Raw genomic sequence first — 14,357 nt, forward strand, 5'->3', positions numbered from 1 at the left:
TTCGTAACGTTCGTGAGGTGATCAAAGCTCTGCTGGCACTGACCATGCTGACCGCCCCTGCCCCGACCACCTCCGACCTCGATTGGACGGCCTGTCAAGGAGACTTCCAATGTGCGGACGTCGCCGTCCCCGTATCTCCGGGCAGCGCCAGGAAGCTCACCCTCAAGGTGGCCCGCCTGCCCGCGACGGGCACGAAACGCGGCACCGTGATGATCAACTTCGGCGGCCCCCAGGGCGACCAGATCGCCATCATGCGTACGCGTACCCAGATCTTCGACAAGATCCGCGAGTCGATGGACGTCGTGACCTGGGACCCCCGCGGCTACCCCGGCCAGAGCAGCCCGGTGCTGGCCTGCGACTGGGGCGTGGTGCGCACCCCGGACATGCCTGAGGACCAGGCCGCGTTCGACCGCATCGTCGCGGACAACCGGGCCAGGGCCGGCAAGTGCCGCGCCACGAACCCCGAGCTCTTCGACCACATGGACTCCGCGAGCGACGCCCGCGACGCCGACGCCATCCGCGCGGCGCTCGGCGAGGAGCGCATGAACTTCATCGGCACCTCCTACGGCGGCACCATCGCCCAGGCGTACGCCCGCCAGTTCCCCCAGCGGGTCCGCACCCTGTACGTGGACGGCACGGGCAACCACAGCACCCGCGACTGGCCGCGCGAACTCGACGCGATCGCCCGCGACAACGAGAGCATGATGGGCCGCTTCCTCAAGTCGGCCCCCAAGGGCATGGAACGCCGCTGGCAGGCCCTGGTCGCCAAGGCGGAGGAAAAGCCGATCCCCGCCCCGAAGGTCAACGCCGAGTACGACGGCCGCCAGCTCCAGTTCCTGGCCTCGCAGCAGGCCAAGCGCGGCCCCGCCCAGTGGAAGGCGCTGGCCGCGGCCATCGAGGCGGCCGAGTCCGGTGACGCCTCGGGCCTGGCACCCGGCGGCAAGAACCCCTACCCCGGATTGCAGGGCGGCGGCGTGAAGGAGTGCCTCGACTTCCCCCGGCCCGCCGATCAGCGCCAGGTGGCCACCATGGTCAAGCGCCTGGACAGGATCGCCCCCAACACGGGCGCCTCGTTCCCGCTCGCCTGGCACGCCACGCTCACCTGCGCGGGCTGGCCGGCCCCCCTCGCCAACCCGCCGAAGCCGCTGCCGCGCAAGCTCCCGCCGATGCTCGGGGCGGGGACGTGGCTGGACTTCAAGGCGACCTCCCGCGTGGTCAAGCAGGTGCCGGGCAGCAGGACCATCGAGTTCGACGGCCCCGGCCACAACCTCTTCGCCGCCATGGCCAACGCCTGCGTCATCGGCCACGTCAGCACGTACGTCACCACCGGCCGCCTACCGGCCCGCGACACCACGTGCGCCTGAGCGCGTACGCAGCCGTTCGGGCAGATCGAACACCGACCCCAGCCGCCGCTCCTCGGGAACCGCCGCCCGGCGGTGGGGGTCGATGAGGTACGCCTCCATGCCGCAACGTTCCGGCCCCTCGAAGTCGGGCCCGTACGTGTCGCCCACGAAGACGGCGGCCGACGCCTCGATCCCCAGCAGATCGAGCGCCGTCGCGTAGATCGCGGGGTGCGGCTTGCGCCAGCCGACCTCGACCGAGGTGACCACGGCGTCGAACGCCTCCAGCAGCCCCATCGCCGTCAGGTGACCGGGGACGAGCGTGGCCAGGTGCGTGTTGGTCACCACGGCCAGGCGGTGCTCGCCCGACAGCTCCCCGACCAGCTCCTTCAGGCCGGGGAGGTAGTGGACACCGGCGCTCCACTCCCCCACGTACCGGGTGACGAACTCCTCGACCTCGGCCGGGCCCGGCTCACGCGGCAGCACCTGACCGAGCAGCTCCGTACCGGCCTCGGCCATCGAGAACTCGTGATCGTCCAGGTCGCTGAGCCGGTCGAACCCGGCCGAGACCCGGGCCCAGGCGTCGAGGAACTCCTCGTACGTCAGTGCCGCGCCGAGCTCGCGCAACAACGCGTAGGTGGAGTCGTAGCCCTGCTCGGTGCGGCTGGGCGAATAGTCGACGAGGGTGCCGAAGAAGTCGAAGAGGATGTGGGTGCGACGCATAACTCCATGGTGTCATTTTCACGACATGTCGCTGTTTGACCAGGCCGTGGGACTCCTCTGAACAGGCGTGATCCCTCATTCTCATGAACGAGTAAAGCACTGTTACGACAGATCGGTTCGTTCATGAGATGGATCACCCGCTTCGCCGCGGCAGGCGCCGGCCTGGCGCTGCTCGCCGTGCCGGTGCCGGCGCACGCAGAAGAGCCCGTGGCCGGCGGCGAACCGCACCGGGTCACGCTGATCACCGGTGACGTGGTCACCGTGCAGGAGTTCGCCGGCGGCAAACGCGCCGCGACCGTGGAGCCCGGCAAGGGGCGGGAGGAGGTCAGGTTCTTCACCCGGGAGGAGAACGGCGACCTGGTGATCACGCCCGCCGACATGGTGCCGTACCTGGCCCGCGGGCTCATGGACGAACGCCTGTTCTCGGTCACCGAGCTGATCGAGCAGGGGTACGACGACGAGAGCAGCGACGTGCTGCCGCTGATCCTGTCGTACAAGGACAGCGCCGCGAAGGCCGTCACGCTGCACAGCGTCAACGCGCGTACGTTACGGGCGGACAAGGACGCCCTGCCCACGTTGTGGAGCACCACCACCAGCGCCACCACCAGCGCCGGCGCCGAGCCGCAGCTCCGCGACGGGCTGGCCAAGGTGTGGCTCGACGGGAAGGTCACCGCGACGCTGGAGCACAGCGTGCCGCAGGTGGGCGCGCCCCAGGCGTGGCAGGCCGGATACGACGGCAAGGGCGTCAAGGTCGCCGTCCTGGACACCGGGATCGACGAGAACCACCCCGACGTCGCCGGCAAGATCACCGAGAGCCGCAACTTCACCGACGACCCCTCGGTCAAGGACGAGCACGGCCACGGCACCCACGTCGCCGCCACCGTGGCGGGCACCGGCGCCGCCTCGAACGGCCTGCGCAAGGGCGTCGCGCCCGGCGCTGAGCTGGTGATCGGCAAGGTGCTGAACAAGGCGGGCAGCGGCAGCGAGTCGCAGGTGCTGGCCGGCATGGAGTGGGCGGCGCAGGAGAGCGACGCCGACCTCATCAGCATGAGCCTGGGCGGCGGCGCCACGGACGGCACCGACCCGCTCAGCGTCGCGGTGGACACGCTGACGGAGAAGACCGGCAAGCTGTTCGTGATCGCCGCGGGCAACGACGGCGACGAATACTCGGTGGGCTCGCCAGGCGCCGCCACCTCCGCGCTGACCGTCGGCGCGGTGGACGGCAACGACGCGCTGGCCTCCTTCTCCAGCCGCGGCCCCCGCCTGGACGAGGCGATCAAGCCCGACATCACCGCTCCCGGCGTGGGCATCACGGCCGCCAGGGCAGCGGGGACCGGCCTTGGCACGCCGGTGGACGACCTGTACACCAAGCTCAACGGCACCTCCATGGCCACGCCGCACGTGGCCGGCGCGGTGGCGATCCTGGCCCAGCGACATCCGGACTGGAAGGCGGGGCAGCTCAAGGACGCCCTGGTCTCCACGTCCATGACGATCGACGGGCAGACGCCGTACGAGCAGGGTGGCGGCCGCCTGGACGTGGCCCGCGCGGTGAGCCAGACCGTCACCGCCACCGCCTCGCTCAGCCTGGGCGTGTACGAGGACGGCGCCACCGGCAACCCCGGCGGCACCATCACCTACACCAACTCCGGCCAGTCCCCCGTGACCCTCACCCTGGCCCCCACCCTGAACAACCTGGACGGCACCGCCCCCGGCGAGGGCGCCGTGACCCTGTCCACCACGTCGCTCACGGTCGAGGCGGGCGCGAGCGCGACCGTCAAGGTAGCCGTGGACCTCGCCAAGCTCACCCACGGCAGGCAGGCCGGGTACGTCACCGCCACCGACGGCTCGGTGACCGCCCACACCACGCTCGCGCTGACCCGCCGCGCCAGGACGCACAAGGTGCACTTCACGGGCGTCGAACGGGACGGCACCGCCGCCCGGGTGCCGGTGATCACCATGTACGGCGCCTCCAGCCGCGACGACGCCTACGGCTACATCCTGCGCGAGAACGAGGGCTGGACCGTCGAGGTCGCCGAGGGCACCTACCACACGCAGGCGATCATGGGCGAGACCAACGACGAACTGCCCATCGACTCCCTCATCGTCATACCGGAGCTCCAGGTCACCTCCGACATGGAGGTCGTGCTCGACGCCAGGAAGGCCGTCCCGGTCGAGATCAGGACCTCCCAGCCGGTGATCCAGGACGGCATCGCCACCTACTTCACCTACCGGACGTACGGCTCCAGGAAGATCGTCCTGGGCTCCATGAACTTCCCCTCGGTCGAGGGCCTGGCCGTCACCCCGACGGCGCCGGTCAAGAACGGCACCTTCGAGTTCGCCTCCCGCTGGCAGCTCGCCGCGCCCCGGGTCCAGGCCAGGCTCGGCCGCGACACGCTGGTGGTCCGGCCCACGATCAGGTCGCCGGAGATCGACGGCAGGAAGCGCTGGCCGCTGGCCGACGGCGACGCGGGAGGCGACCTGAAGGGCAAGGCCGCGGTCATCACCAGCAAGTCGTTCGGCGACTGGTCGAGCAGGCTGAAGGACCTGGCCGCGGCCGGTGCGGCGGCGGCCGTCGTGGTCGGCCCCGACGGGCGTGCCATGTGGCAGCCGTGGTCGCCGACGGGCACGCGCGACCCGCTCCCCACCCTGATGATCACGCATGACCGCGGCCAGGCGCTGCTGGACAAGGCCCGGTCGGGCGGCGGCGTGCTGGAGGTGACGGGGACGTTCGCGACTCCGTACCTGTACGAGGTCATGCAGGTCTCCACGGGCCGCGTCCCCGAGCGGATCGTCCATGACGTGAGCTGGCGCAACACCGCCCTGGTCGACTCCGGCTACCAGGAGTCCGGCGGCGAGCTGTACGGCAAGGACCAGCGCTACGGCTGGCGACCCTGGCAGGACTACGACCTGGGTCTGCAGATGGAGACCCAGCGCGTGGTGCACACGCCGCTGCGCAGGGCCGAGTACGTCAGCTCCGGCGACACCCAGTGGCAGCACGTGGTCCAGCACGCGCTCACCTGGGAGTCGAGCAGCCGGCTGCGGGGCGGCCTGACCGCCGCGCCCAGGGCGTACCGGGCGGCCGAGGTCGTCAAGGAGAACTGGTTCGGCCCGGTCGTCCGCCCGGCGGCACTGGCCGCCACCCGCACGGGCGACGTCCTGTCGCTGAACGTCCCCGAGTACGTGGACGCCGACGGCCACTACGGCTTCACCGGCGGCAGCGCCGACCCGGACACCAGCGCCGCCCGCGTCTACCGGAACGGTCAGCTCGTCCAGGAGGGCAAGACCCTGCGCGGCACGTTCCCCGCCGTCCAGGAGGACGCCGAGTACCGCCTGGAGCTGGTCACGACCAGGACCTCGGAGAACTGGCGCTACGCCACCGCCACCCAGAGCGCGTGGACCTTCAGGTCCGCCCGCCCCGAGGGCACGCAGCCGCTGCCGCTGCTCGGCGTGGACTACGACGTGCCCGCCGACCTGGAAGGAGAGGTACGCAGGACGCTGCCCGTCTCGCTCGGCTTCACCGCGCGCGGCGCGCGGACGCTGACGGCCGAGATGTCCTACGACGACGGCAAGACCTGGCGTCGCCTGCCGCTCCTCCCCCTGGGCCAGGGCCGCTACACCGCGCTGGTCTCCCACCGCGCCACCGACACCGGGGTGTCCCTGCGGGTCACCGCGACGGGCGCGGCGGGCAACCGGTTCGAGCAGACCGTCACCCGGGCGTACGGGGTCAAGTAGTCACAACCACCGCTCGCGGGCCGCATGCCAGGCAAGTTGCATCCTGGTCTGCGCGCCCGCGAGCCGCATCAGGTGGTAGACGCGGCGTTGCACCGTGCGGAGGCTGAGCCCGAGCTGGGTGGCGATCGTCTTCTCCGGCACCCCGGCGACCAGCAGCGACAGCAGGTAGAGCTCGTCTGCGTCCAGCGGGCAGGGGGCGGCGTCGGTGACCTGCCCGTCCTCCAGGAACCTGATCGGCGTGGCCCGCTCCCACTGAGCCTCGAACAACGCGATCAGCGCCTCCAGCAGGCTGCTCTCCCGGATGAGCGCGGCCGTCGGCTCGGTCATCCCGCCCGCGTGCTGGACGAGCGGCAGCAGCGCGGTCGACCGGTCGGCGATCATTATCCGGACCGGCAGCGCGCGTACGGCGCGGGCCTGCTCGCCCAGTTTGATCCCGTAGGCGACGTTGGCCACCATGCCTGGCTGCTCCAGCAGGGCCTGCTCGTAGATGACCCGATAACTCACGCCCCGGCCGAGCGCCTCCAGTTCCTCGGTGTTGTCCTCGGACGGCATCACCACGTGCCCGGCCCGGCAGAAGCACAGGACCTCTTCCCTGGCGCTGTCCTGCAGGTGCCGGAACTGCTCGCGCAGCGCCGCCCGGCTCGGCAGCACCTCGATCAGCCGGTCGGTGTCGCCCCGGCGCAGGCTGGCCCGGTATTCCTCGGCCAGCTGCTCCACGGCCTGGCGGGCCCAGTCGATCGTCTCCTGGTGGCGTACGAGCCGGGGGCCGAGCGCGATCTCCGGAGCCACCGGCGCGAACCTGCCCTCCGCCGTCTCACGGGCGAGCCCCGCGGTCAGCATGCCCTTGAGCGCCGCTGCCGCCGCCTCCGTCGTGATGCCCAGCTCCTCGGCCAGGCCGTCGGCGTCCGCCACGCCCGCCCGCACGAGTAACCGGTACGTCCGTTCCTCCCATTCGCCCAGCCCGGCAACCTCCAGCATGCCTTCCATCATGGCACCCGGCATGTCACGTGAAAGTTTCAGCCGCGATTGACGGCCGCCGGACCACCCCTCACGATCATTGTGCTTCCTGGTCAGGAGGAGGCGTCGAGTGAATACCCACCATCCAGTACGAGGTGCGCCGATGCCGAAGGTCCCCCTGCTAGCTGCGTTTGCCATCGTGCTGACGCTGAACGTCCCTTCCGCGTACGCCGACGAGCCCGCCCCCGTGGCGGTGACCGTCAACGCCCGCGCCGCCCTGGCCAACGTCCCCGAGACGGGCCTGGGCACCAACCACGCGATCTGGGACAGCAACCTGGGCACGAACCAGACCGCCGACCTGCTCAAGGACGCCGGCATGAAGCTGCTGCGCTATCCGGGCGGCTCCTACTCCGACATCTACCACTGGGCCGACCACACCGCTCCCGGCGGTTACGTGGCGCCGAACACCGACTTCGACACGTTCATGAGCGGTGTGCGCCGCACCGGGGCGCAGGCGATGGTGACCGCCAACTACGGCACCGGCACCGCCGAGGAGGCCGCGGCGTGGGTGCGCCAGGCCAACATCACCAAGAAGTACGGCGTCAAGTACTGGGAGATCGGCAACGAGAACTACGGCAACGGCCGCTACGGCTCCGCCTGGGAAGCGGACGACCACGCCGACAAGAGCCCCGCCGAGTACGCCCGCCACGTCGTCGCCTACGCGGACGCGATGAAGGCCGTCGACCCCACCATCAAGATCGGCGCGGTGCTCACCACCCCCGCCAACTGGCCCGACGCCATCACGGCCGAGGGGGACAACGGCTCCTGGAACAAGGTCATCCTGTCGGCCGCGGGACCCAAGATCGACTTCGTCATCGTGCACTGGTATCCGGGCGCCCTGGACAGGACCGGCCATGTTCCCGACATGATCCAGCTCACCCGCGAACAGATCGCCAAGTACGCGGGGCCCGGCTCTGACCGGATCGGCATCTCGATGACCGAGTTCAACACGGGTTCGAGCAGCAACGGCACCAACACCCAGCCCGGCGCCCTGGCCGCCGCCGACGCCTACGCCACGCTCCTGGCGAACGGTGTCTTCAGCGTGGACTGGTGGAACGTCCACAACGGCATCGGCGCCGTCTCCGAGGTCGAGGGCCACACCGACTACGGTGACTTCGGCCTCCTGTCGAGCGGGGCGTGCAATTCCGACGGCAGCGTCTGCGAACCGGCGCTCAACACCCCCTTCGCGCCGTACTACGCCCTGCAGATGGTCGGCAAGTTCGCCCGTCCCGGTGACCGCTTCATCCGCGCGGCCACCGACCAGCCCAAGGTCACGGCCCACGCCGCCCGCCGCCCCAACGGCGACCTCGCGGTCCTGCTGATCAACACCTCGTCGGACACCTCGTACCCCGTGAAGCTCGGCTACTCCGGCTTCACCCCCGCCACGAGCACCCCCACGGTCCTGACCCACACCAACGGCGCGACGACGATCACCACGTCGTCGACCGGCACCGCGACCACCCAGACCCTCGCCCCCCTCTCCCTGACCACCCTGCTCCTCCACCCGGCCTCGGTCACTCCCAGGCCCGGCACCCCCGGCCAGCCCAAGGCCGCCAACGTGACGGACCAGTCCGCCACGATCACCTGGCCCGCCGCCGCCCCCGGCTCCCGCCCGACCGCCAAGTACGAGGTCCACCGCCAGAACGGCGCCATCACGGAGCAGCTGGGCGAGACCTCGGGCACGAGCCTCACCGTCCACAACCTCAAGCCCGGCACCCGCTACACCCTGAACGTGATCGCCCGCGACACCGGCGGCACCCAGTCCTACCCCTCCTCCCCGCTCACCTTCACCACCGGCACCCCCGCCACCAGCTCCTGCTCGGTACGCCTGACCAACCAGACCGACTGGGCCAGCGGTTACGTCGGCGCCATCGACATCACCAACAACGGCGCCCCCGTCAACGGCTGGACCCTCTCCTTCACCTGGCCCAGGACGTGGCAGAGCCTGGGGAGCGGCTGGAGCGGGGTCTGGACACAGGAGGGCTCGAACGTCAAGGTCGTCAACGAGGCCGGCAACGGCTCCCTGGCGACCGGCGCGACCGCCACGATCGGGTACGTCGGCAACTACTCCGGCCCGAACGTCCTCCCCTCCGTCTTCACCCTGAACGGCGCCGTCTGCACGGTCCAATAGCCGGATCGACCGGCCGCGGCCCCCGGCAATGCGCGCCGGGGCCCGCGGCCGGAAATGTTTCCCTGCGCAAAGTGCGGCGCCGGTCGATTTCCGGAAATACGGAAATCCGTATTCGGCGTTTCCCGGACGCCGGTTGATTGTTGTCGCCGACCCGTGGATAATCCGCCCAGGTGGTATAGGCGCAGCGCCGCGCTCGGATCTTTACCGATGGAGCTGATTGCGTGGCTATTGGCGTTCAGTCAGGGCCGCCCGCCAAGTCGAGCGAATGGCCGATGAATCTGGATGTGGGGGCCCTGCTGGAGGCCGGGTGGCGGCCTACCCCCTTCCGGCAGTTCATTCTCAAGATCCACAGCCGATGCAACCTGGCCTGCGACTATTGCTACGTCTATGAGATGGCCGACCAGGGCTGGCGCCGCCAACCACGCAGAATGAGCCGGGCGACGATCGAGCTGGCCGCCCATCGGATCGCCGAGCACGCGCGGGACAACGACCTGTCCCATATCGAGGTCATCCTGCACGGCGGCGAACCGTTACTCGCCGGGGCCGACCATATTCGCTTTGCGGTGACCACGTTGCGCGCGGCCGTCGATCCGGGGACCGAAGTTTCGGTTCTGCTCCAGACGAATGGCGTGCTGCTGAATACCGCGTTTCTCGACCTTTTCGACGCCTTGGACGTGTCGATTGGCGTCAGCGTGGACGGCGACGCGGAAAGTCATGATCGGCACCGCAAACGGGCCGACGGAATGGGCAGCTACGCGGCCGTCCGGGCGGGACTGGAGAAACTGACGGCGCCGCGATACCGGCATCTCTTCGACGGCGTGCTGAGCACCATCGACCTGCGCAGCGATCCGGTCGCCACGTACGAGTCCCTGCTGCGCTTCGCCCCGCCCACCATGGACTTCCTGCTGCCGCACGGTAACTGGGACTTCCCGCCGCCCGGGTTGTCGCCCGACGGCGTGACCACCCCGTACGCCGACTGGCTCATCGCCGTGTTCGACCGCTGGTACGGGGCCCCGAAGAAGGAGACCCACGTCCGGCTGTTCTCGGAGATCATCCGGTTGCTGCTCGGCCGGGACTCCCGCAGCGAGGCGATCGGGCTGTCCCCGGTGACGATCGTGGTCGTTGAGACCGACGGCAACCTGGAGCAGGTGGACTCGCTGAAGGCGGCCTACGAGGGAGCCGCCGGCACGGCCATGCACGTCGCTCGCGACACCTTCGACGCGGCGTTGCTCCACCCGGCCATCGCCGTCCGCCAACTCGGCGGCCGGGCGCTGTCGGCCGAGTGCACGGTCTGCGACATCAAACGGGTCTGCGGCGGGGGCCTCTATCCGCACCGCTACCGCTCGGGGCGGGGGTTCTACAACGCCTCGGTTTACTGCCGGGACCTCTTCCGGCTCATCACCCATATCCACCGGACCCTGGCCAACGACGTCGCCACATTGCGGAAGGGGAGTTGATGAATCCGGCCCGGCACCTTATTCCGGACAAAGTGTTCAACGCAATGGCACAGGGTGGCGGCGGCACGGAGGCGGTGGGCCATCTTCTCCCGGCTCAGTACAGCAAGCGCCTGCTGCTCTTGCGCGGAATCCGCGCCGGCGCGGGGAGCGAGTCCTATGCCCTGCTCGCCCGGATCCAGGAGCGCGACCCGGCGGCGGTTGGCACTGTGATCCGCTATCCCACGGTGACCGTGTGGGCGCGGCGCGCGCTGCTCGGTGACGGGGACAGTGTGCCCGAACTGGCCTCGCTGGCGGCGGCCGCGGCCGTCCGGGCCGGCTTTCCCGGCGAGTTCGAGGTGGCGGTCAAGGACGGCGTGGTGATGCTGCCCTCGCTCGGGCGGGCGCTGCTGCCGGGCGGCGACGGCCCCGCCGTCGTACGGGTCAAGGACGGGAGGGCGACCGTGTCCGCCGGTGAGTCGTCCGTTCCGATCCCGGCGGAGCCGTACGGCGACGCGCCGGGATGGCAGGGGCTGCGCCGCCTGAGCGCCGAGCACCAGGGGGCTGGCGTGCGCTTCCTCCTCGACGACATCGACCCGGACCGGATGCCGGGGGCGGAGGTCCCTCCTGGCAGGCTGATCCCTGAGGAAGTGGCGCAGTGGCAGTCGACGCTGCACCGGGCGTGGGAACTGCTGGTACGCCGGCACTGGACCGCCGCCCAGGAGATCGCCGGACTCGTCACGGTCCTCACTCCGCTGGCCGCCACGGAGAACGGGATTTCGAGCGCCACCCCGTACCAGGCGTTCGGCAGCATCGGCCTGTCGAACCCGCCCGACCATCACCTGTTCGCGGTCACCCTGGCGCACGAGGCGCAGCACACCAAGCTCACCGCCCTGCTCGACCTCGTCGCCCTGACCCGGCCCGACGATGACGGCCGGCGCTTCTACGCCCCCTGGCGGGACGACCCCCGCCCGATCGCCGGTCTGCTCCAAGGCGTCTACGCGCACCTGGGCATCGCCGGCTTCTGGCGCCGCCAGCGCGCCCACGAGTCCGGCGCCCCCGCCCTGCGCGCCGACACCGATTTCGCCCGCTGGCGCGCCGCCGCCGGCCAGACGGCACGGGTCATCGCGGCCAGCGGGCTGCTCACCCCGGCGGGTGAGCAGTTCGTCGCCGCGACGAGCCGCACGCTGGACGACTGGTCCCGCGAACCGGTGTCGGCCGACGCCCAGGCGGCGGCCGACGAGGCCAACCAGGACCACCTGTCGCGATGGCGGCTGCGCAACGGGGAGATCTAGATAGGCGGCGGGTCGAAGTCGAAGTCGAGGTGGCGGCCCTCGCCGGCCGCCACGACGTCCAGGTGCTCGTGCGTCAGCGTCGTGGCGTAGATGTCCATGGTCTGCTCCAGCAGGGCGCTCCCCTCGTCCTTCCTGCCGATCGCGCGCAGGTCGGCCGACAGGTTCGCGGCACAGCCCAGCGTCATGGGATGGCTGTCGCCGAGGACCTTCCGCGCCTGGCTCAGGGTTTCCTGGCCGAGCTCGCAGGCCTGCTCCAGGTCGCCGAGCGCGGCCAGGTCGGAGGCCAGGTTGGCGGCCACGGTCAGGTAGTAGTGGTGATCCTTGCCCAGCTTGGCCTCAAAACCGGCGAGAGCCTTCCTGTTCAGCTCCTGGGCGGCCCGGGGGTCGCCCTTGACTCGATGCATGACGGCCAGATTGCCGACACATCCGTGGTTGTACGGATGTTCGCCGCCGTACACCTTCGGATACCGGTGCATGGTGTCGGAGGCGAGGTCGAAGGCCAGATCCGTGTCGCCGATCGCCCGCTGGATGTTGGACAGGGAGATCGCCGCGGCCAGCGTGTCCGGATGATCGATCCCGAACAGCCGCACATAGCGGGTGTGCACGTCCGCGGCGATTTCGAGCGATCTACCGTACTCACCAGCGCGGCGCAGGGCGACGGACAGCTCCTTGGCGGCGCGCAACGTCCAGGGGTGCTCCCCGCCGAGCTGGTCCATCCCGTACGAGTAAGCGTCCTCCCCGAGATCGCAGGCCTCGGTGTAGTCGCCGCAGAGCCGGACCGCGCGAGCCAGACCGCTCATCGACCCGAGCATGCCGACCCTGGTGATTTCCATGCCCGGCACGCGTTGCGCCCGATATGCCCGGTCATGGAGCCTGCGGGCCGCCTGGTAGTCACTGATGAGCGCGTAGTCGAGGGCGAGGCTGTTGACGACCTGCAACGTTCGCGGAGCGCCCTCGCCGAACACCATCTCGTGCCGGCGCAGCGAGTCGTCGTCGTGGTTGCGGGCCATGAGGAACTCGCCCTTGGCGCGCAGGTCGGCCCCGATGCCGTTGACGAGCACGAGGGTCTCCTCGTGGTCCGCGCCGGCCTCGCGCTGCATGGCCTCCAGGGTCGCCGTGTCGAGCTCGTACGCGTCGCCGTACTCGCCCAGCTCCCGCAGGATGCTGCCGAGCTGGCTGCGCGCCCTGAGCACGTCGACGTTGTTGACGCCGGAGTCCTTGCCCCACTGTTCGACCAGGCGTTTGGCCGTTTCCTGCGCCGAGGCGTAGTTGCCGGACGCCCGCAGATATCTCAGCAGGCGGATGGCGAACTCCCGGACCGCGGGCGAACGGCTCTCGGCCACACCCGCGGACGTCGCGTGCGCGAGTAGTTCGAGATACCGGGGCCAGGTCACCGGGTCCGTCGGGTTGTCCGCCGCGGCTCCGGCGAGCAGGGCGTGGACCTCGGCGCGGATGTGCTTGTGCGTCCCGGCGTCGAGCTCGTCGCGCAGCAGTGCCTGGATCAGCCGGTGGACCTGAATCGTGCGCGAGGTGTTGTCGACGCGGACGAGGGCGTAGCGCCCCAGGCTGCCGATGGCGCGGCTCAGCCGCAGCGGGTCGGCCACCACCTCGGCGATCATGGGCCGGATCGCGTCGTCGTCGACGGGCGCGAAGACCTCGCGCGGGATGGGCTCGGGCCCGAAGAAGGCGCAGCACCTCAGCAGCTCGACCGCCTCGGGCAGGTTCTCGGTGAGCTTGGCCACCGACAGCGCCCAGGCCGCGGTCATGGACACGGGATAGTCCGTCGGCTTCTTCTCGCCGAGGAGCTGACTGGTGCGCTCGGCCAGGAGCTGCAGATACTGCTGCACGGGCATGCCGGTCTCGGCCTGCAACGCGCCCGCCTGCTCCAGCGCCAGCGGGAGGTCGCCCAGCTCGTCGGCGAGCCTGCTGGCGTCCTCGCCGTCGATGGCCTTGCGGACCCGCTTCTTGAGGAATTCGACGCTCTCACTGCGCGTGAACACGTCGACGGCCACCGTCTCGACGACGCCTTCCCAGCGATGGTTGCGTGAGGTGATCAGGACGTGGCCGGGCCCGCGCGGGATCACCTCGTTGATGTCCTCAGGCTCGTCGGCGTTGTCGAAGATGAGCAGCCACCGCGAATACGGCTCGCCCCGCTGCAGCGCACCCAGCACCGCGTTGGCCGCGTCCTCGGCGCCGGTCGTCGTGGCCGACGGCAGGTCGAGGTGCGGCGCGAGCTGGGCGAGCGTCGATCGCACCAGATCGGGCTGGTCCGAGGGGACCCACCAGACCACGTCGTACTCGGATCGGAAGCGATAGGCGTATTCCACCGCCATCTGGGTCTTCCCCACGCCGCCGAACCCGTGCAGGGCGTGCGGGACGACTGCGGTGATCTCACCCATGATGCCGCTGCGGAGCCGGTCGAGCAGCTCCTCGCGACCGGTGAAGTTCTTGTTCTGAGGTGGGATCTTGCCCCAGACCTTGGGAAACTTCCCCGACTGTCGTATTGTGCTAGCCGATTGTGAAAGCGTCACCCGTCCCGCCTCCGCCTTCGATCCTCGCGACGTTTGAATTCGTGTGCCGCCACCCCTCCGATGCGACCGTACAGATAATCGGCGGCCACTATTCCCATTTCGGCCGTGCCGCAACCCGTCGCGCTTCGAAGTGTCCTCCCGAAAGGAGACGACAA

The 14,357-nt window shown here is 70.1% G+C and carries 8 protein-coding genes; 5 read left to right on the plus strand and 3 right to left on the minus strand.

Annotated features, from left to right (window positions below; translation table 11 throughout):
- Window positions 1-17: 17 nt before the first annotated feature.
- Complete coding sequence (locus tag ACFPZ3_RS69320) at window positions 18-1,364, plus strand: alpha/beta fold hydrolase (protein ID WP_379525212.1); 1,347 nt, start codon at window positions 18-20, stop codon at window positions 1,362-1,364.
- On the opposite strand, the gene ACFPZ3_RS69325 is transcribed toward ACFPZ3_RS69320, so the two are convergent.
- The gene (locus ACFPZ3_RS69325) at window positions 1,335-2,063 is read right to left on the minus strand and encodes an HAD family hydrolase (RefSeq protein WP_379525213.1); all 729 of its coding nucleotides are present in this window, start codon (window positions 2,061-2,063) and stop codon (window positions 1,335-1,337) included. The genes ACFPZ3_RS69320 and ACFPZ3_RS69325 overlap by 30 nt on opposite strands.
- A 123-nt stretch (window positions 2,064-2,186) precedes the next feature.
- Here ACFPZ3_RS69325 and ACFPZ3_RS69330 point away from each other — a divergent pair, with 123 nt between their 5' ends.
- Window positions 2,187-5,795, plus strand: coding sequence for a S8 family peptidase (locus ACFPZ3_RS69330; RefSeq protein ID WP_379525214.1), 3,609 nt, complete (start codon window positions 2,187-2,189; stop codon window positions 5,793-5,795).
- Here the strand turns inward: ACFPZ3_RS69330 and ACFPZ3_RS69335 are convergent, their stop codons facing one another.
- The gene (locus tag ACFPZ3_RS69335) at window positions 5,796-6,773 is read right to left on the minus strand and encodes a TrmB family transcriptional regulator (protein ID WP_379525215.1); all 978 of its coding nucleotides are present in this window, start codon (window positions 6,771-6,773) and stop codon (window positions 5,796-5,798) included.
- Between the two features lie 142 nt (window positions 6,774-6,915).
- Here ACFPZ3_RS69335 and ACFPZ3_RS69340 point away from each other — a divergent pair, with 142 nt between their 5' ends.
- The 3 genes from ACFPZ3_RS69340 (at window position 6,916) to ACFPZ3_RS69350 (ending at window position 11,671) form a co-directional block, all read left to right on the plus strand.
- A complete protein-coding gene (locus ACFPZ3_RS69340) occupies window positions 6,916-8,943 on the plus strand; it encodes a cellulose binding domain-containing protein (protein ID WP_379525216.1) in 2,028 nt (675 codons plus the stop codon).
- A 221-nt stretch (window positions 8,944-9,164) separates the two neighbouring features.
- Window positions 9,165-10,400: an FxsB family cyclophane-forming radical SAM/SPASM peptide maturase gene (locus tag ACFPZ3_RS69345; RefSeq protein WP_379525217.1), complete on the plus strand. Its 1,236-nt coding sequence runs from the start codon at window positions 9,165-9,167 to the stop codon at window positions 10,398-10,400.
- 32 nt (window positions 10,401-10,432) lie between these two features.
- Window positions 10,433-11,671 carry an HEXXH motif domain-containing protein gene (locus ACFPZ3_RS69350; protein ID WP_379525218.1) on the plus strand — a complete coding sequence of 413 codons (1,239 nt, stop codon included), beginning with the start codon at window positions 10,433-10,435 and terminating at the stop codon, window positions 11,669-11,671.
- On the opposite strand, the gene fxsT is transcribed toward ACFPZ3_RS69350, so the two are convergent.
- On the minus strand, window positions 11,668-14,202 hold the full coding sequence (fxsT, locus tag ACFPZ3_RS69355; RefSeq protein ID WP_379525219.1) for an FxSxx-COOH system tetratricopeptide repeat protein: 2,535 nt from the start codon (window positions 14,200-14,202) through the stop codon (window positions 11,668-11,670). The genes ACFPZ3_RS69350 and fxsT overlap by 4 nt on opposite strands.
- Window positions 14,203-14,357 lie beyond the last annotated feature (155 nt).

The organism is Nonomuraea insulae (genome assembly GCF_042656245.1).

Coding starts and splice junctions, on each gene's coding strand:
- ACFPZ3_RS69340 (WP_379525216.1), top strand. CDS start 6,916: ATGCCGAAGGTCCCCCTGCTAGCTGCGTTTGCCATCGTGCTGACGCTG.
- ACFPZ3_RS69325 (WP_379525213.1), bottom strand. CDS start 2,063: ATGCGTCGCACCCACATCCTCTTCGACTTCTTCGGCACCCTCGTCGAC.
- ACFPZ3_RS69330 (WP_379525214.1), top strand. CDS start 2,187: ATGAGATGGATCACCCGCTTCGCCGCGGCAGGCGCCGGCCTGGCGCTG.
- ACFPZ3_RS69335 (WP_379525215.1), bottom strand. CDS start 6,773: ATGCTGGAGGTTGCCGGGCTGGGCGAATGGGAGGAACGGACGTACCGG.